Origin of the sequence: Acinetobacter sp. TSRC1-2 (assembly GCF_049895885.1) — a bacterium.
Classification (GTDB): Bacteria; Pseudomonadota; Gammaproteobacteria; order Pseudomonadales; family Moraxellaceae; genus Acinetobacter.
This window is the reverse complement of record NZ_JAFCTF010000001.1, coordinates 137,525-154,567: the sequence shown is the minus strand read 5'-3', so window position 1 is coordinate 154,567 and position 17,043 is coordinate 137,525. Positions and strand designations below refer to the sequence as shown.

General features: G+C 40.4%; 16 protein-coding genes and 1 pseudogene. 5 read left to right on the top strand and 12 right to left on the bottom strand.

Annotation, left to right across the window (positions count from 1 at the left end; all coding sequences use genetic code 11):
• Window positions 1–9 precede the first annotated feature (9 nt).
• Window positions 10–1,077 carry a phosphoribosylformylglycinamidine cyclo-ligase gene (gene purM, locus ACP69Y_RS00760; protein WP_425915281.1) on the bottom strand — a complete coding sequence of 356 codons (1,068 nt, stop codon included), beginning with the start codon at window positions 1,075–1,077 and terminating at the stop codon, window positions 10–12.
• A gap of 134 nt (window positions 1,078–1,211) precedes the next feature.
• On the opposite strand from purM, the gene cxpE reads away from it, so the two are divergent.
• From cxpE to ACP69Y_RS00740, 4 genes are all read left to right on the top strand, one after another.
• The gene (gene cxpE / locus ACP69Y_RS00755) at window positions 1,212–2,432 is read left to right on the top strand and encodes a chloramphenicol efflux transporter CxpE (protein WP_425915279.1); all 1,221 of its coding nucleotides are present in this window, start codon (window positions 1,212–1,214) and stop codon (window positions 2,430–2,432) included.
• 15 nt (window positions 2,433–2,447) lie between these two features.
• The gene (gene hda, locus ACP69Y_RS00750; protein ID WP_425915277.1) at window positions 2,448–3,152 is read left to right on the top strand and encodes a DnaA regulatory inactivator Hda; all 705 of its coding nucleotides are present in this window, start codon (window positions 2,448–2,450) and stop codon (window positions 3,150–3,152) included.
• A gap of 119 nt (window positions 3,153–3,271) precedes the next feature.
• Window positions 3,272–5,086 (top strand): rhombotarget A, encoded by a 1,815-nt coding sequence (rbtA, locus tag ACP69Y_RS00745; protein WP_425915275.1) that lies wholly within the window; start codon window positions 3,272–3,274, stop codon window positions 5,084–5,086.
• Window positions 5,087–5,099: 13 nt separating this feature from the next.
• Complete coding sequence (locus tag ACP69Y_RS00740; RefSeq protein WP_425915273.1) at window positions 5,100–7,508, top strand: CSLREA domain-containing protein; 2,409 nt, start codon at window positions 5,100–5,102, stop codon at window positions 7,506–7,508.
• Window positions 7,509–7,607: 99 nt separating this feature from the next.
• Here ACP69Y_RS00740 and ACP69Y_RS00735 read toward each other — a convergent pair.
• The 6 genes and pseudogenes from ACP69Y_RS00735 to ACP69Y_RS00710 all read right to left on the bottom strand — a co-directional run bounded on the left by ACP69Y_RS00735 (window position 7,608) and on the right by ACP69Y_RS00710 (window position 11,836).
• Window positions 7,608–8,355: pseudogene (locus ACP69Y_RS00735) on the bottom strand (IS5 family transposase).
• A gap of 182 nt (window positions 8,356–8,537) precedes the next feature.
• Window positions 8,538–8,942 (bottom strand): DUF3106 domain-containing protein, encoded by a 405-nt coding sequence (locus ACP69Y_RS00730; RefSeq protein ID WP_425915271.1) that lies wholly within the window; start codon window positions 8,940–8,942, stop codon window positions 8,538–8,540.
• Window positions 8,932–9,252, bottom strand: coding sequence for a hypothetical protein (locus tag ACP69Y_RS00725; protein ID WP_425915269.1), 321 nt, complete (start codon window positions 9,250–9,252; stop codon window positions 8,932–8,934). The genes ACP69Y_RS00730 and ACP69Y_RS00725 overlap by 11 nt, the downstream gene beginning before the upstream one ends.
• Window positions 9,249–9,863: an RNA polymerase sigma factor gene (locus ACP69Y_RS00720; protein ID WP_425916038.1), complete on the bottom strand. Its 615-nt coding sequence runs from the start codon at window positions 9,861–9,863 to the stop codon at window positions 9,249–9,251. The genes ACP69Y_RS00725 and ACP69Y_RS00720 overlap by 4 nt, the downstream gene beginning before the upstream one ends.
• 167 nt (window positions 9,864–10,030) lie before the next feature.
• A complete protein-coding gene (locus ACP69Y_RS00715; RefSeq protein ID WP_067724910.1) occupies window positions 10,031–10,807 on the bottom strand; it encodes a TrmH family RNA methyltransferase in 777 nt (258 codons plus the stop codon).
• 54 nt (window positions 10,808–10,861) lie between these two features.
• Entirely contained in the window at window positions 10,862–11,836 is a 975-nt protein-coding gene (locus tag ACP69Y_RS00710; protein WP_425915267.1) for a class 1 fructose-bisphosphatase, read from the bottom strand.
• A 187-nt stretch (window positions 11,837–12,023) separates the two neighbouring features.
• On the opposite strand from ACP69Y_RS00710, the gene ACP69Y_RS00705 reads away from it, so the two are divergent.
• The gene (locus ACP69Y_RS00705) at window positions 12,024–12,218 is read left to right on the top strand and encodes an NF038105 family protein (RefSeq protein ID WP_425915265.1); all 195 of its coding nucleotides are present in this window, start codon (window positions 12,024–12,026) and stop codon (window positions 12,216–12,218) included.
• A 51-nt stretch (window positions 12,219–12,269) separates the two neighbouring features.
• Here the strand turns inward: ACP69Y_RS00705 and pal are convergent, their stop codons facing one another.
• From pal to tolQ, 5 genes are all read right to left on the bottom strand, one after another.
• A complete protein-coding gene (gene pal / locus ACP69Y_RS00700; RefSeq protein WP_425915263.1) occupies window positions 12,270–12,839 on the bottom strand; it encodes a peptidoglycan-associated lipoprotein Pal in 570 nt (189 codons plus the stop codon).
• 38 nt (window positions 12,840–12,877) lie between these two features.
• Window positions 12,878–14,161: a Tol-Pal system beta propeller repeat protein TolB gene (tolB, locus tag ACP69Y_RS00695; protein ID WP_425916036.1), complete on the bottom strand. Its 1,284-nt coding sequence runs from the start codon at window positions 14,159–14,161 to the stop codon at window positions 12,878–12,880.
• A 205-nt stretch (window positions 14,162–14,366) separates the two neighbouring features.
• Window positions 14,367–15,890 carry a cell envelope integrity protein TolA gene (gene tolA / locus ACP69Y_RS00690; RefSeq protein WP_425915262.1) on the bottom strand — a complete coding sequence of 508 codons (1,524 nt, stop codon included), beginning with the start codon at window positions 15,888–15,890 and terminating at the stop codon, window positions 14,367–14,369.
• A gap of 3 nt (window positions 15,891–15,893) precedes the next feature.
• Window positions 15,894–16,343: a protein TolR gene (gene tolR, locus ACP69Y_RS00685; RefSeq protein WP_425915260.1), complete on the bottom strand. Its 450-nt coding sequence runs from the start codon at window positions 16,341–16,343 to the stop codon at window positions 15,894–15,896.
• Window positions 16,343–17,041 (bottom strand): protein TolQ, encoded by a 699-nt coding sequence (tolQ, locus tag ACP69Y_RS00680; protein WP_425915258.1) that lies wholly within the window; start codon window positions 17,039–17,041, stop codon window positions 16,343–16,345. Before tolQ ends, tolR begins: the two co-directional genes overlap by 1 nt.
• Window positions 17,042–17,043 lie beyond the last annotated feature (2 nt).

Here is a 17,043-nt window from a genome sequence, read left to right as displayed (position 1 = left end):
TGCGGTTCTTTATGCAAAAATTACGCGAATTTTTTCATCAGCGCCGGCAACAGATTCAGCATTTTCAACAATGTGACCCATGTTCCATGCTTTTTCGCCAAGGCTTATTAGCAATTCTAAAGTTTTATCAGCATCTGCTGCATCAACAACAATGACCATACCTACGCCACAGTTGAATGTGCGGTACATCTCGAACTGTTCCACACCACCTTCACGTTGAAGAAGTTTGAACAACTCCGGCCATTCCCAAGAAGACTCATTGACCACTGCTTGAGCACCATTTGGAAGTACGCGAGGTAAGTTACCAGGTAAGCCACCACCCGTAATGTGTGCCATCGCATGAACATCAACTTGTTTGCAAAGTTCAAGCAATGGTTTTACGTAAATGCGTGTCGGTTCCATTGCAACATCGGCAAGTGGGCGACCGTCTACGATTTGTGTAAGATCGACGTTTTTCACGTCTAAAATTTTACGAAGTAAAGAGTAACCGTTTGAGTGTGCACCTGAAGACGCCACACCAATTAATACGTCACCAGCTTTAACTTTGGTTCCATCAATAATTTTGCTTTGCTCAACTACACCTACACAGAAACCTGCAAGGTCATAATCTTCACCTTCATACATGCCAGGCATTTCAGCAGTTTCACCGCCTACCAATGCACAGCCTGCAAGCTCACAACCTGCACCAATACCGGTTACGACATTTGCAGCTACGTCCACATTTAAGTGTCCAGTTGCATAATAATCGAGGAAAAATAATGGTTCAGCACCACATACAAGAAGATCGTTTACACACATTGCCACCAAGTCTTGACCAATCGTGTCATGACGGTTTAAGTTGAGTGCTAAACGTAATTTTGTACCCACACCGTCTGTGCCAGATACGAGAACAGGTTCTTCATAACCTTTAGGGATTTTACAAAGAGCGCCGAAGCCGCCTAATCCGCCCATAACTTCAGGACGTGAGGTACGCTTAGCCACAGATTTGATTCGATCGACAAGTGCGTCGCCCGCTTCAATGTCGACACCCGCATCTTTATAGCTTAAACCAGTGTTTGGGGAAGTTGAGTTGCTCATAATGAAGTCTCCGCATTCGCGCCGCGATTATACCCGAATATACGAAACTCTTATGTTATTTATGCACTAAAATGCTATCTTTATTAAAATATTTTACTTTCTATAATGAATAAATCGAGAAAAGGCGAATTTGCATGGTGGATCGTACCTTACGTCGCATTTTTATACTCTCAGGAATTGCATTAATCCTTTGGGTTTTGTATCTGCTTAAACCCGTGGTATTGCCTTTTGTAGCAGCATTTTTGGTGGCTTATTTATTTAGTCCGTTGGTAGAGAAGCTTCATAAGATTGGCTTACCGCGTTGGTTAGCGATTAGTTTTGTCTTTGTAGGCATTGGTGTGGTTCTCACCTTGGCGATGTGGTATTTGGTTCCCCTAGTTTGGCAACAGCTGATGTATGCGCGAGACAGTATTCCAGCAGGAATTCATTGGCTAAATTACACCTTTTTACCCTGGGTGTCGCAAACTTTTAGCGTCGAGCAGATGGAAATCGATACGCAGCAAATGTCGACTGTGGTCATGGAGTATATTCAGACCAATTATAGTGCTGATAGTATTCAGGCAATGGTGTTAAAAGTCGCGCAATCAGGTCTGAATTTCATACAAATTGGCGGAACGGTGGTTCTGATTCCAATTATTGCATTCTATTTCCTGTTGGATTGGGATCGTATGCTCGACAGTTTCCGTCGTTTAATCCCTCGTCCTTATGAGAAAAGTACTTTACACATTGTCGGTGAATGTCACCAAGTCTTAGGTGCCTTTGTTAAAGGTCAGTTTTTGGTGATGTTCTTGCTGGGTACGGTCTATGCAGTCGGCTTACAAGTCATTGGTCTTGAGGTCGGTCTGATTATTGGAATGGTTGCGGGTCTGGCCAGTATTATTCCCTATTTGGGCTTTGCAGTGGGAATTATTGCAGCTGTGATTGCAACACTATTCCAGTTTGGTATTGATTGGATGCATTTAGCATTGGTGCTGGTTGTATTTATGATTGGCCAAGCCGTGGAGGGTTATATTCTTCAACCTTTCTTGCTCGGAGATAAAATTGGCTTATCTCCTGTAGCCGTGGTATTTGCTGTATTGGCCGGCGCTCAACTTGCCGGTTTTCTGGGAATGCTGATTGCTTTACCGGTTGCGGCAGTTATTGTAGTGCTGCTACGGCATGCGCGAGATTGTTACGAGAAGAGCCGTATATATAGGCACTCCTCTGTAATCATACAAGAGCCGGGAGCAGGATCAATTTCAATTGAATCGGATCAAGTAGATGTAGATATCGAATTGAGAAATACAGAATCAAAAATTCTGCAAGATGCTGAAAAATCGAGTAAGATTGAATTGATAGACAATAAAGAACCCTAAGGGCAAAACACATATATGCGTCAACTGCAATTAGATATAGAACCTCAACTGGATGCCCGAATTAGTGATTTTTCGGGTCCAAGTTGGGGGCATGTCATTGATGCAGTGCGGCAGCTTCATGCTGGTTTAATAAATCGCTTTTATATATATGGTGGAGCTGGTTCAGGTAAAAGCCATTTACTTTCTGCTATTTGCGATTCCTATTTAGAAGTCGGTAAATCTGCAATTCAAGTCTCATTACTGGAGTTGCTCGATGCACCAACTGAAGCGATTACATCATTAGATCAATATGACCTTGTGGCATTAGATGATATCGAAGCCATTAGCGGTGTTCCACATTGGCAAAAAGCAGTATTTCATTTAATTAATTATAATAATGAAGGTGGAGGACAGTTAGTTTTCTCTTCTCGTGTTGCCCCCATTGAATTGAAACTTGAACTTCCCGATTTACAGTCACGTTTGACTCAGGCGGTGAGCGTTAAAGTGCCGACAGGAAGTTTATATGCGGATCGTTATGCGCTAGTAACATCGGTATTAACACGTCGGGGAATTCATATTGATCAACAAATTATAGATTATTTGTTGCTGCACGGACCTCATCAAACCTCTATTTTATTACAAACTTTAGAACAGTTAATCCAGCTGTTAAAAGGTGAAAAAACAAAAATTAGTCATGCCAATTTAAGACAAATTTATGCGCTGATTGACGAGTATCGGTAAACAATAAAAAATCTTGAGAAATTATTCAAGCTGTGACAAAGTACAGCAAAATAGTTCAATGTTGCAGGGAATGTGCAACTTAAGAATAAAAATATATAGAAGAATACAAGGAGAAAGGTATGCTCAAACGGAGCATAGGTATAGGGGTGTTATGCTTTGCAGGACATGCTTATAGTGCGGATATTATCGTAAATACGACTGAAGATGCTAAAAAAGATGACAAGGAATGCTCATTACGTGAAGCAATAGAATACGTTAATTTAGGATTGCCTGAAGAAGGGCATTTGGGCTGTGGAGGTAAAGGTTCGAGTTCAATCATTACGCTTGAAAAAACAAACATCTATAAGTTAGATAGCCAAATTAAAATTACGGCAGCGCTTACTTTAAAAACTGTTTACGATAGCAATTTTTCAAATGATATTAAGCCCGGTTTAAATAATGCCACTATTAAAATGGTGGGTAAGGATAATATCTTTTATATTGATGATGCAAAAAAAGGTCTAGTTCAAGTTAATATCAGTGAAGTGAATTTGCAGGGATGTGGTCAAAGTGTTTGTGCTACTCAAGGCGGTTTAATTTTCAACAATGAATATTTAGTTTTAGATCATGTGAAATTGACAGATGGTATCGCGACGCAAGGGGGTGCCATTTACAATGTAGGTGTACCGACTGAACCAGAATCAATATTACGTAGTCTGGTGGAAATTAAATATAGCCTAATTGAAAACAATAAAGCTGATGAAGGCGCCATTATTTACAGTCAGGTTCCACAATTTAGAATATCAAACTCAGTTTTTCGAGAAAATGAGACTAATTCAGCAAACGCTGCAAATATTTATTCGTCTGCCGATTTAGACAGTACATTATTAGCCGCCTTTCCCTATATGTCCTATAAAATTGCCAATAGTACCTTTTACAAAAATAAAGGCTGGGTAATTAATGTCCGAGACGGTATAGGCTTAAATAATCTGACAGTTGTAGGTAATACTTCTGGAATTAAATTTAATGCGCCTGCCCAAAAAGCTTATCTTGCCAATAGTATTATTATGGGAAATCCATATCCTATCAATCAGGATGATAATTGTTCCTTTGTAAATACGGATAAGACTTATAACCAAAACAATATCGTAGCAAGTAGTTGTACGACGGGTGATAGTTTATATCCGAATGATATCTGGACAGGCGAGCAGCTTATTGCAGGTGATACATTAGATGGAAAATGTAAAACCTTGAGTGAAGATCCGAATTCGCTATTGTGTCCATATTTCCAGTCAGAGAAGAATTTTTTAGGATATTTCCGGCCGCGTATTTTGATGAGCTATAACAAATTGGCTGAATCATTAATTGTAAACAAAGGCAGGTTTCAAGTAAATTCAACGTCAAAAGTAATGGGATGTGAACGTATAGATCAACGCGATAATGCACGTGATGATGATAATGATTTATGTGATCGTGGTGCAATTGAGATTGTTGTGCCAAGCACAACTGGACTTGTTGGGGAAGATTTGCTTATAGGTCAAACTGCCCAAATTTCTGTAGTTGATCATCTGAGTGATAGTGATTTAGTACCAAAAGAGGAATGCGATGCCATCCTGGGGAAAAAACCTACAGGTGAAGCATGGCAGGCAGGTTGTTTGCAAGTGATTCAGACACAAACACCTTCCAAAGGTAAGCTGACTATTAATGAAGATGGAACCTTGGTTTATACACCTCAAGGGGACTGGCATGGTGCAGATATTTTTAGAATTCGCCTAGTCACCTCATCTACGCGTTTTAATAAAACCCAGCCATATATGGAAGTAAATGTAAATGTTGTACAGGCACCTCAAAATACTATGGAAAGTAAGAGTGTAAACACTTCCGGTGGTTCTGTCGGATTCTTCAGTCTATTTGGCATATTGGGTCTTGTTGGGTTACGCCGATATAAAAAATAATTAAGGACGATCTATGAAAAATTATAAAAAGGGATTGCTCACAGCCCTGGTATTGTCTGCCATGTCACTCATGGCGGCAGAACAAAAAACAATTTATGTGAATACCTTTGATGATGAAGATAATTCCAATAATAAATGTTCATTGCGTGAAGCAATTAAAGCAGCCAGTTTAAATAAGGCTTATGGTGGTTGTATTGCAGGTAATACTGCGAGAGGGCAGAAAGATTATATTCAGCTTGAGGAGGGGGAATATATCCTTAACAGCGAATTAACACCTGAATCAGAAATTTATGTTTATGGGAAATTGCCAGTTGATTATTCAACAAAGGATGTTTTAACCAATGAATATCCAGCACGCCAAAATTTAAAGACTAAAATCAGTACAAAAGGTGTATCACGAATTTTTAATACCGTTGACCAATCGCCAACACTGTCTTTATATAATGTTGCTTTAGAGGGTGGGGCTTCAAGCGAAGTGGGTGGGGCATTGTTGATTGGTGGTTCTTTAAATATGACCAATAGTGCTATTTTAAATTCAGTCTCAGCTAAAGATGGTGGGGCAATTTATTTCGTAGCGCACAAGTCAGAAAATCAAATAACTTTAAGCAATACCCTGATACAAGGCAATAACGCAAATGAAGGTAGTGTTATTGCTATGGACTGTATGGTAGATCTGGGTAAAACAAATGCGCTTATTAGTATTAATAACAGTAGTATTGTGGAAAATGGCTCAGCAACTAGCCAGAGTGCAATAGATTTATGTGGTAGTTCCAATGTACAGATCACTGCAAGCACCATTGCAAAAAATACGGCGAATAGCAGTAATGGCAGTATTTTTCGTGTTGTAAATACTGCCGATCATCGTTTAAGTCCAGGTTCTGAATTATCTCTGATCAGTAATACTATTGTTGAGAATAATGCACATAGTACTTTGTATTATGATGATACCGGAAGTATTTCTTTAAATTTCAATGTATTGGCTTATAATAGCGGTAAGTCTTGCCGTTATGCATTAAAAAATGGCGATTTGACAGACACTAAACGTGTTATTGGTGCTTATCAAAATGCTTTACAGCTTGATTCTGGAATAGGACAGTGTGATTTACCGGCAACATCTACGGCTGGGAATACTGCTTTAAATACCAATATCAATTTAGGTTCCATCGGTATGTTGACTGTTTTGTCGCCATATCAATCGGCATCTAAATATAATTTATTTCTACCAATGTATTATCCAATCGATAATCAGAATGCTACTGATTTGGTAAATGCTGGTCAGTCGGAATGTAGTCGCACCGATCAACGTAATTTGGCGCGCATTACCGATACCACTCATATATTAGATCCAGATCTGAACAACACCTGTGATATTGGCTCGATTGAACGTATGCGTTTAACTGCAGCGGATACAACGATATTAACAAATCGCTCTTACACCACTCTTATTGCCGAGTATCAAGCGAAAATTGATAAATTTAAAGGATATCTTGCAGATTCTGAAGCAGATAAAGAGCTTAAAACAAAAGATCAGGAAGATTTAAAAAAATATGAAACCTTAAAACAATTTACTGAACAATATGCCCAGTATCGTGCCATATATTTTGATCCTTTCTTAAATACTTTACCAAGCGAAGAGCCTGCTTCGGATGTGAGTGGCGCAATTCAACTTAAAGCGCTAAATACGAATAACTATACGATAACGATCCATAACTATGGTGTAGGTAAGTTTGTTGAAAAGAATGGGGGGTACGAGTTTGTAGGAAATGCTGATCCTAACTTTAAGTGTGAATGGAAGGAAGATCTAAAACAGATCATCATTTATCGTACAGATGGGAGAGTGGTAGATGGTCAATCTTACTGTTCATATAGCATTACTTCTAAACTAGGTAGCTCAGTCACGTCTACTGGACTTATAACCGCAAATTTTATTAATATTGCACCTATTGCAAAAGATGATACCTACTCTATTACTCCTAGCTCAAATTCGGCACTGAGCGTTAATCCGTTAGCTAATGATAGTGATGATGGGGATGGACCGACAACGCATTTAACAACGAATAAGAGTACATTTTACAAGAATGAACAGGGGGTGGAGTTACCGATACGGATAGAAACCATTCCTGCTGGTTTAATTATAAAGGCGGATCGGCAAGGCCCATGTCCAGGTAACAATATCAAAGACACCTGTTATGGCGGGCAGCTTTATTTTGAAGTGAAAAATACTTTTAGTCAGTTTGATTATGATCTTAAATATAATATTTATGATGCAGAGGGTATACCATCAAATAATGCGAAAATTAATTTAGTCAATACTGAGAAGAATACCAATAATCAAGCATCAGGCGGTGGTGGAAGTCTTGGAGTATATAGTGTTATAGGCTTGCTAGGACTTGGCTTGTATAGAAGTCGTAGAAAGAAATAGTGAACTTGAAATTTAAAAATGCCTCATATAATGAGGCATTTTTTATGAGGAATTCAAGATTTTATGAACATGAAAATATCATTTATCTAGGGCGTTTCATCAATTAAGCCAAATTATAGTTGAAGCAAGATAGATTGCTGACAAGAAGTTCTGAGCCAATTTGTCATAGCGCGTTGCAATACCTCGATACTGCTTGAGCTTGGCAAAGAAGTTCTCGATTAAATGTCTGGCCTTTTAAAGATGATGGTCATAAGCACGCTGCTCAATCGCATTACTTTTGGACGGCATCACAACTTGACCATTGTCTTTATGAATCGGATCGATCACCCGATCCTGAGAATTGTAAGCTTTATCCATAAGCCAAGTCTGGCTTATGGATAAGTCCAGTAGCACATCAGCACCACTTAAGTCATGGGTCTGTCCAGCAGTGAGATGGAATCCTGTAGGATTGCCTAAAGCATCAGTACGGGCATGAATTTTGGTGCTTAAGCCACCTTTACTACGTCCGATTGCCTGATCTTTTTTTTCCAGCATTGTGTTGATGAGCACGCACAATGGTTGAGTGCAGCATGGCATATTCATTATCACTATTATGTGATAGTACTTCAAAAACTCTCTGCCACACACCTGTTTTAGCCCAACGGCTAAAACGAGTATGTATGACTCTAAAATCAGCAAAGCGTTCTGGTAAGTCTCGCCATGGGATACCTGAACGGTACCGATAAAGTACTGCTTCAACAAATAATCGGTTGTCTTTTGCGGTTACTCCAACAGTGCCTTTCCGTCCAGGTAACAGATCTTTAATCTGTTCCCATTGATCATCTCGTAATGCATAGCGTTTCGTCATAAAAATGATAATAAGGAATCGTCAGATTTTATCAACCTAATTGATGACAGACCCTAATTTAATTAAGAATATTCTTATTCGTACAAAGTTTATCGTAATGATCAAAGGGAGGGGTAAGAAATGGTGCTACTAAGTAAAACTCAAAATAATGACTATCTTCTTTGATAGCCATTATTATTAATTTAGTGATTTGCAGATTGAGGTTGTAAATATTTGCTGATGTACTCATCCCGAATAGCCGGTCTTTCTTCAGGTGTTGCTTTTTGCATGCGTGTGCCTAACTCTCTACGCTCTTGACTACTCATTTTCTGCCAGGTTTCTCGCATTTTTTGCTTTTCTTGCTCTGGCAGTTGGGTAAACCAATCCATACGCTGGTGTAAAGCTGTACCTTGTGAGTCAGGTAGTTCTTTCAGCGATTTATAACGTTGAATAAGTGCACGTTGTTCAGCATCTGACAGAGTTTCCCATGTTTCTGCCACTTGAGTGTCAGCATCTTTAGAAAAAATCCAAAAACGTTCAAAACCAGCGAAACTGGTTTGTAGAAATCCGAGTGCACAAAAAGCAAATGCTAATCTTTTAGCTGCCATGGGGAACTTTGTCCTCGCCTAAAACCATTAACATCTCTAAATCTTCAACCATTTGTGGGGATAATTTTGGAGTAACTACAACTTGATTCTGAGGCTTTGCAGCTATTTCAATAGAATTTGGGAATACTACAAAACCTGCAATTGCAGCAGCAAGTGCAAATCCTGACATTTTCCAAAGTCCGTAACGGGAGGTGTCCCGGTCTTGAATTTCTTCAATAACATGGTTCATCACAACAGCTTTATCTTTATGACGTTGTGCGAGTCCATCGAGTTTGGAAGTAACTTTTTTTAAGTAATCATCTTGTTTCATTCGGATGACCCTCCACGATATGGATTCAAATGTGCCAACGAGTTCTTAAGACCTTGAATAGCACGGTGATAATGCGTTTTTACACTACCTTCACTGCATTGCATAATTTGCGCAGTGGTGTGTGTATCAAAACCTTCCCAAGCACGCAGCATGAACGCTTGTTGCTGTCGAACGGGAAGCTGAGAAATGGCTTCCTGTATTTCGTTGGCAGTCACGGCTTGATCAAGGAAATCTAATGGGCTGGGCGTACTTTCATCGACAATATCGTTCAGTTCAATATCATCGTCATCGAGACTGACCTTTTTAAAAAAAGAAAAAGGTTGTGCTCGACGAACTTCTTTTCTACGCCAATCTTGTAATTTATGGTTCAAAATAGTGTAAAACAGGGGATACCATTCATCAGTCGGCTTTTCGGCATATTTTTTATGCAAGGAAATAAATGCTTCTTGCACTAAATCCATTGCAATGCCTTGTTGACCTTGAGTCGCACTTTCCATCATCACTAAGGCACGCCCCGTCACATCCTGCATAAAAATTTTCAGGCGCTGTTCAGCCGTACTCTTCAGAATACTCAAATTTTCCGCTTGAGACTGTTTCGGTGCTGAATCCATAGAGATGGAAAATCCTGTCATTGGACACCCACCATTATTCCGATTGTCATACATATATAACGTTAGGAATAATGGTTTGGTTGACAACAAATTTATTATTTTTCTAGTGTAGTCTATTTTTAAACATCAACACGGGATGTTTAAAATAAAGTAACGAAACAACAGGCTTATAAGCGTTGACGAACCATCTCAAAGAAACAAATTGAGCCTGCAACGGCAACATTCAATGATTCTTGTCCACCAGGCTGTGGAATAGAAACGGCTTCAGCATGCTTAAGTGCATAATCAGATACACCTTGACCTTCATTACCCAGAATCCAAACACACTGTTTTCTTAAGTTCTTTGAGTAAAGGCTTTCAGATTGATGCGAGCTGGTAACATAGACCGGTATGGTAAATTTTTCTAAAAGGTCTTCTAATGCAATATTTTCATAGGTTTGTAGAGAAAAATGTGCACCCATACCTGCACGTAAAACGCGCGGTGACCAGATCGAGGCTGAACCTTTGGTGCATACAACTTGCTCAATACCGGCAGCAGCAGCTGAACGTAGCAAAGTTCCCACATTACCCGGATCCTGGATATTATCTAGGATTAGGGTATCTTCTTTAAAATTTAACGCTTGATTTGAACTAGGTAAATCAACAATTGCTAAACATGCCAGAGAGGTGCCCAAGGTACTTAGGTCGTTGTATAAAGCTTCACTGAGTATAAAAACATTACCGTCGTACAAGGAGACGATTTTTTCTAAATCAGGATGACTATAGGCAGCTTCAGTGGTGAATATAGAATTAATGCTTCGATTCTGTTCTAACCAGGCAAGGCTTAAATGGGTACCTTCGAGTACCGTTTGACGATTCTTTTTACGGAATGAGCTTTGTTCAATCAATCCACGTAGGTGTTTGATTTTTGGATTGTCTTTTGATTCAAGAAAAAAAGCTGGCATGGGAGAGTTATCCGTGGAAGTAAGCGACAAATACACTTACGTCCATTTTTAAAATTAATGGTGGTAGTGAGTAACTAAGTCAACTTCATTTTTAGAGCCAATCACAACAGGAACACGCTGATGCAATTCAGTCGGTTGAATTTCTAAAATACGAACACGGCCCGTAGTAGATGCACCACCCGCTTGTTCCATCAACATACTCATTGGATTTGCTTCATACATTAAGCGAAGACGACCGGCTTTTTGAGGATCCTTCGTGTCGTATGGATATAAGAAAATACCGCTACGGCAAAGAATACGGTGTATATCACCCACCATACAAGCCACCCAGCGCATGTTGAAGTCTTTACCACGTACTGACGTTTTACCATCTTGAAGTTCAGCAATATAGCGTTTTACCGGTTCTTCCCAATGACGTTGATTTGATGCATTGATGGCATATTCTTTGGTATCGGCAGCAACCTGAATATTTTCAGAAGTTAAAAGGAACTCTTGAGTTTCAGGATCGAAAGTGAAGAATGCAACACCTGCACCTACGGTAAGCGCCATCATAGTAGAAGGGCCATATAATACATAACCCGCAGCAGCCTGGTTTGTACCTGGCTGCATGAAATCCTCAGCTTTGGTCACAGCATTTTTAGCCGGCAAAATAGAGAAAATTGTGCCGACACACATATTAATGTCGATGTTGCTTGAACCATCGAGTGGGTCGAACAATACCAGGAACTCACCATTTTCTTGAGCAGGAGTGAAATCATCGAGTTCTTCTGAAGCCAAACCCCCTACATGTGGATGAACTTTTAAAGCGTCGATCAAGTAATCATTCGAAATAACGTCAAGTTTCTTTTGTTCTTCACCTTGTACGTTTTCGTGTTGTGCGCTACCCAATACACCTGCCAAAGCTCCTTTTTGTAATAACTGATCAATGGCTTTACATGTATTACCAATTGTTTCAATTACTTGAGCAAGTTCAGATGTTAAGTTCCCTGATTGTTGTTCTAGAAATTGGGAAAGGGTGAGGTATGACATGTCAGGAAAACTCCAATTAGAAAATGATAAAAAATTATCAAAAGAATATAGGCAGTCATTTTAGATGAGAACGCGGCAAAAGAACAATTAAACTCGACTATTTGTCGTGATTTTACTCTTGTAAGTTCTGTGGAAAATGCTATGTTGAGGAACAAAGGGTATTAAAAATCGTGATAGGAGCCCAGTTATGACAACGCAAAAGTTTGATGCGACTCCAACGCCAAATGAAGCTATGAATTTAGACGGTATTTCTGAGGAAAAAGTGAAAGAAGCCTGGAAAGCTTATGAAGCAAAACCAGAATATAAAAAATTCAATAAGCATGATCTGATTGAATCCATGCAAAGCTCGAATGATGAAGCTGAAAATTCTGAAAAAGTTTAAAGTATAAAAAAGCGCTCAATCAACAGATTCAGCGCTTTTTTATTTAAGTCATTATTTTAATAATGGTGGAACAGCTTCGTAGTTCAGTTCTACGCGGCGGTTTTCTTTCCATGCATTTTCATCATGGCCAGCATTAATTGGCATTTCTTTACCATAGCTTACGGCTTCTAATTGTGTAGCAGCAACGCCATTGGTGATTAGGAAGCTTTCTACTGCTTTCGCACGACGTTCACCCAAAGCCATATTGTATTCACGTGTACCACGTTCATCGGTATGACCAGTTAAAGCTACTTTTGAATTTGCATTGGCAACAAGAAATTGTGCATGTGCTTGAAGGGTTTGATAATCTTCGTTAGAAAGGTCAGTGCTGTCATAGTCAAAATGAACCACACGTTTCGCCAAGAATGCCTTGTTTGCCGCAGTCACACCTTTAGAAGAAGCACCTGCTAAGTTTTGCGCATTTAGTGCAGCATCTTCACTTAAGCCTTCAGTGCTTACTGTACCTGCTTCAGATGGATTTTGTCCCGCTTGAATGTCTGCTGCAGGTTTACGGCTGGCACAACCAGTCATCACTAACGCTGTTGCAAGAACAGGCAGGACCAATAATTTAATTGCTTTCATCTTCATCTCCATGATCATCATTGCTTTAAATTAAATTGTTATTTAGGTGCCCAGGCAGGTTCACGAACCTCACCTTGCTCACTTGGTAAATTCACGCGGAAACGGCCATCAAGCGACATGATAGACAATAAACCACGGTTTCCTTCACGTGTTGCATAAACCACCATCTGACCGTTTGGCGAGAAACTTGGTGATTCATCCAAACTGGTGGGAGTCAGAATGTTGGTAATACCGGTGCTGATGTCCTGAATAGCAACTTTGTAATTGCTGCCACTTGGACGATGGACTAATGCAATTTTTTTGCCATCCGCACTTAAAGTACCGCGTGCGTTAAATGCACCGCGGAAAGTCAGGCGCTTAGTTGAAGTATTGGCAAAGTTATAGGTATAAATTTGCGGTGAACCGCCTCGGTCAGAGGTAAAAATAAAGGATTTACCGTCTGGGGCATAACGTGCTTCTGTATCAATGGCACTGTCATTGGTCATACGTTGTAACTGTCGTGTTTCCAAGCTCATTTGATAAATTTCAGGGTTGCCATGCATAGATGCAGTAAACAACATATTTTTACCATCTGGTGAGAAGCTTGGTGCACCATTTAAACCACGGAAACTCGCCAGTTTTTCACGCTGACCTGTGGCTAAGTCTTGTACATAAATCGCAGGACGTTTAGTTTCAAATGAAACGTAGGCAATTTTTTTCGCATCGGGTGTCCAAGCCGGTGACAAGATTGGATCACGAGAGGTGAGAATGGTTTTTGGCTGTTCGCCATCTGTATCTGCAATTTGTAGGGTATAGCGTTGTTCAGGAGTCGCCGGGTTGCGCAGTACATAAGCAATACGTCCACTAAAGTCACCTGCAATACCGGTCAATGCCTGATAAATTGCGTCACTAATCATGTGGCCCGCTTGGCGAATACGTGAAGCAGGAACAGTCAGTAATTCATTTAATAAATACTGCTGTTTTTCGATATCGTAGAGTTGATAATGAACCTCAAAACTACCATTTTCTGTTGTTTTTACTGTACCTGTGACCACATAAGGAACACCAGCAGATTTCCAAGCCTCTGTATTTGGAGTGTTCATGCTCGCTGTTGCAGGCAGATTTTTTGAAGCACTTGAAAATTTGCCTGAACGGTTTAAGTCATTTTCGACAATAGGATAAATGCTTTGATCATTATTAAACGGAATAATGGCAATCTTTGGTGCTTCTTCTGGTGCTTTAGCAATTTCTAAATGCAGTTGTGCATAAGACTGTGTCGCTAAAACAGGACTTAAAGCTGTCAAAATGGTTAGGCAAAGTAGATGTTTACGCGTCATTTCCATCATCCGCTACGTACTCTAAAAAATGTAAATTATTGTGAATTCGGTTGTGTCACATAATGGCATGATTTCGAATGATTGAAAGCACATCATAATGACTAAACTGTTATAAGACTGTGAAAAATGAATAAAATTTTACCAGTTTTAGCAACAGTTAAGTTCAAATGTCAAAAAAACCACATCAATCAAGTTTGATGTAGTTTTTTTATTATTTCGCAGTAAAACTTGAAGTAAAGGTTCTCGCTTCACGTCGTGCATCTGGATCGGAAGGCATCGGGTAAGGCGCTGCTGCACGTACAGCGGCTTCTACACTGGCTTTCATGTCTGGATCACTTGAGTTCACAATGACCGATTGAACAGCACCACTATCACTTAAAGTCACACGAGCAGTGGCTTTTTGACCAGATGAACCGCTCGGAATATCCCACGCACGTCTAACTTTATTTTCAAAGTCACGTTTTGCAGTTGAGGCAATTTTCTTTGCTTCCGCTTTTTTGGTCGCGGCTTCTTCAGCGGCTTGTTTGGCAGCGGATGCTTTGGCTTCTTCAGCTGCACGTTCACGCGCTTCTGCATCAGCTTTAGCTTTATTCGCAGCGTCCGCTTTAGCTTTTTCAGCGGCATCCGCCTTAGCTTTATTTGCGGCATCCGCCTTGGCTTTGTTAGCGGCATCAGTTTTAGCTTTATTTGCGGCATCCGCCTTGGCTTTATTTGCAGCATCAGCTTTAGCTTTATTTGCCGCATCAGCTTTAGCTTTATTTGCCGCATCTGCCTTGGCTTTATTTGCCGCATCCGCTTTGGCTTTTTCGGCCGCATCTACCTTGGCTTTATTGGCTGCATCCGCTTTCGCTTTATTCGCTGCATCAATTTTAGCTTTTGCAGCAGCATCTGCCTTGGCTTTGTTAGCGGCATCAGCTTTCGCTTTATTCGCTGCATCAATTTTAGCTTTTGCAGCAGCATCTGCCTTGGCTTTGTTAGCGGCATCAGCTTTCGCTTTATTCGCTGCATCAATTTTAGCTTTTGCAGCAGCATCTGCCTTGGCTTTGTTAGCGGCATCAGCTTTGGCTTTTTCGGCCGCATCTACCTTGGCTTTATTTGCAGCATCAGCTTTAGCTTTATTTGCCGCATCCGCTTTAGCTTTATTCGTGGTATCCGCTTTAGCTTTTTCAGCCGCATCAGCCTTGGCTTTATTCGCAGCATCCGCCTTGGCTTTATTTGCAGCATCAGCTTTAATTTTTTCAGCCGCATCTGCCTTAGCTTGAGCATCAGCTTGGGCTTTTAGTTTATTGACTTTAGCTACTTTTGCCTGTTCGGTAGCTTGTTGCTCAGCTTTTTTCAGAGCTTCAGCTGCAGCTTTAGTTTCCTGTGCTGCTTTATTTACATCAGGCTTTGCTGGTGCTGGTGTCGGTGCGGGTGTCGGTGTCGGAGTAGGAGGGGTAGGCTGCGTAACAGGAATAACCGGTGCATCTTCAACACTCGGTTTTGCGGTTTGTTGAACCTGTTCTGCCACCTTTTCATGTGCTGTTTCAGCAGAGTCGGTCTGTTCTAAAGGCATAGGCTCAGGTGGTAATAAATCTTCAGGTTTGACCAAAACCATTTTAATCTGTTTAGGTGGCTCAACCGGTTTACTCATGCCTAAAAAAAGTAAGCCAGTCATTGCCACAACATGGATTCCAAGAGTAAATCCAAGCGCAATTGTTTTTTCTTTAGATTGTGGCTTTTTGAAATCTTTCATACTTTATTCTAGAGGCTTAGTTAGTAAACTAACTTGTGTTAAACCAGCATCCTGAAGACCTGACATTAAAGCCATGACATCTCCATAAGGACGTGTGGTAGCACCATTAATAACTACATTCATTTCCTTGTTGTCATTTTTGGCTTGGGTTTGTGCCTCAATTAAAACACTTGTCAACTGAGCCAAATCAACAGGACCGGTTTTCTGGTTTTTATATTCCAGATAATACAGACCGTCTTTATCCAGGGTCACAATTGTTGGTGCATCTTTAGATTCGATGGGATTGCCATTGGCCTGAGGTAAATCGACTTTAATCCCACTGGTGATCATGGGTGCAGTGACCATAAAAATCACCAAAAGTACCAGCATGACGTCAATATAAGGGACGACATTCATCTCACTTTTTAAGGGCTTTTTGACACGCTCAAAGCGTCCAGAACGCTGAATTGCCATTAGTCATTTTCCTGTGTAGAACTCACAGTTTGACGTTGTAATAGCGCCACCATTTCTTCAGCAAATAATGCGCGGTCTGAATAGACAGTTTCACCTTTCGCTGTGTAATGGTTAAAGGCCAATACAGCAGGAATTGCAGCAAAAAGACCAATCGCTGTTGCAATCAGGGCTTCCGCAATACCTGGAGCAACGGTTGCCAAAGTGACCTGATCAACATCTGCCAGACCAATAAAGGCATTCATAATGCCCCAAACCGTACCAAACAGACCGACATAAGGTGCAACAGAACCAATACTGGCAAGCGCGCCCAAGCCTTGTTCAAGGAAGCCTTGATCACGGCTTAACCCGACACGTAGAATACGTTCTGTGCCTTCAATCGTTTGGCTAGTCGGAGCCTGAAATTTTTTAAGTTTAAAGAATTCGCCGATACCGTGATAGAAGATATCTTCCAAACCGGTACGTTTGGAGTTGAGCTGGGCATTGTTGTATAAGGTATTAAGTTCAGCGCCAGACCAGAAGATTTTTTGAAAATGTTCATCTTCAGCCTGGGCTTTTTTATAACTCATATGTAACTTGGCAATCAGATACCAACTGTATACAGATGCTAGCAGGAGCACCAGCATGACCAGTTGAACGATGGGACTTGCTTGTAAAATAAGATCTGATATGTGTAAAGATGATTCTAGTTGTGTTGCCATAG

Coding starts and splice junctions, on each gene's coding strand:
- purM (WP_425915281.1), bottom strand. CDS start 1,077: ATGAGCAACTCAACTTCCCCAAACACTGGTTTAAGCTATAAAGATGCG.
- cxpE (WP_425915279.1), top strand. CDS start 1,212: ATGGTGGATCGTACCTTACGTCGCATTTTTATACTCTCAGGAATTGCA.
- hda (WP_425915277.1), top strand. CDS start 2,448: ATGCGTCAACTGCAATTAGATATAGAACCTCAACTGGATGCCCGAATT.
- rbtA (WP_425915275.1), top strand. CDS start 3,272: ATGCTCAAACGGAGCATAGGTATAGGGGTGTTATGCTTTGCAGGACAT.
- ACP69Y_RS00740 (WP_425915273.1), top strand. CDS start 5,100: ATGAAAAATTATAAAAAGGGATTGCTCACAGCCCTGGTATTGTCTGCC.
- ACP69Y_RS00730 (WP_425915271.1), bottom strand. CDS start 8,942: ATGGCAGCTAAAAGATTAGCATTTGCTTTTTGTGCACTCGGATTTCTA.
- ACP69Y_RS00725 (WP_425915269.1), bottom strand. CDS start 9,252: ATGAAACAAGATGATTACTTAAAAAAAGTTACTTCCAAACTCGATGGA.
- ACP69Y_RS00720 (WP_425916038.1), bottom strand. CDS start 9,863: ATGGATTCAGCACCGAAACAGTCTCAAGCGGAAAATTTGAGTATTCTG.
- ACP69Y_RS00715 (WP_067724910.1), bottom strand. CDS start 10,807: ATGCCAGCTTTTTTTCTTGAATCAAAAGACAATCCAAAAATCAAACAC.
- ACP69Y_RS00710 (WP_425915267.1), bottom strand. CDS start 11,836: ATGTCATACCTCACCCTTTCCCAATTTCTAGAACAACAATCAGGGAAC.
- ACP69Y_RS00705 (WP_425915265.1), top strand. CDS start 12,024: ATGACAACGCAAAAGTTTGATGCGACTCCAACGCCAAATGAAGCTATG.
- pal (WP_425915263.1), bottom strand. CDS start 12,839: ATGAAAGCAATTAAATTATTGGTCCTGCCTGTTCTTGCAACAGCGTTA.
- tolB (WP_425916036.1), bottom strand. CDS start 14,161: ATGGAAATGACGCGTAAACATCTACTTTGCCTAACCATTTTGACAGCT.
- tolA (WP_425915262.1), bottom strand. CDS start 15,890: ATGAAAGATTTCAAAAAGCCACAATCTAAAGAAAAAACAATTGCGCTT.
- tolR (WP_425915260.1), bottom strand. CDS start 16,343: ATGGCAATTCAGCGTTCTGGACGCTTTGAGCGTGTCAAAAAGCCCTTA.
- tolQ (WP_425915258.1), bottom strand. CDS start 17,041: ATGGCAACACAACTAGAATCATCTTTACACATATCAGATCTTATTTTA.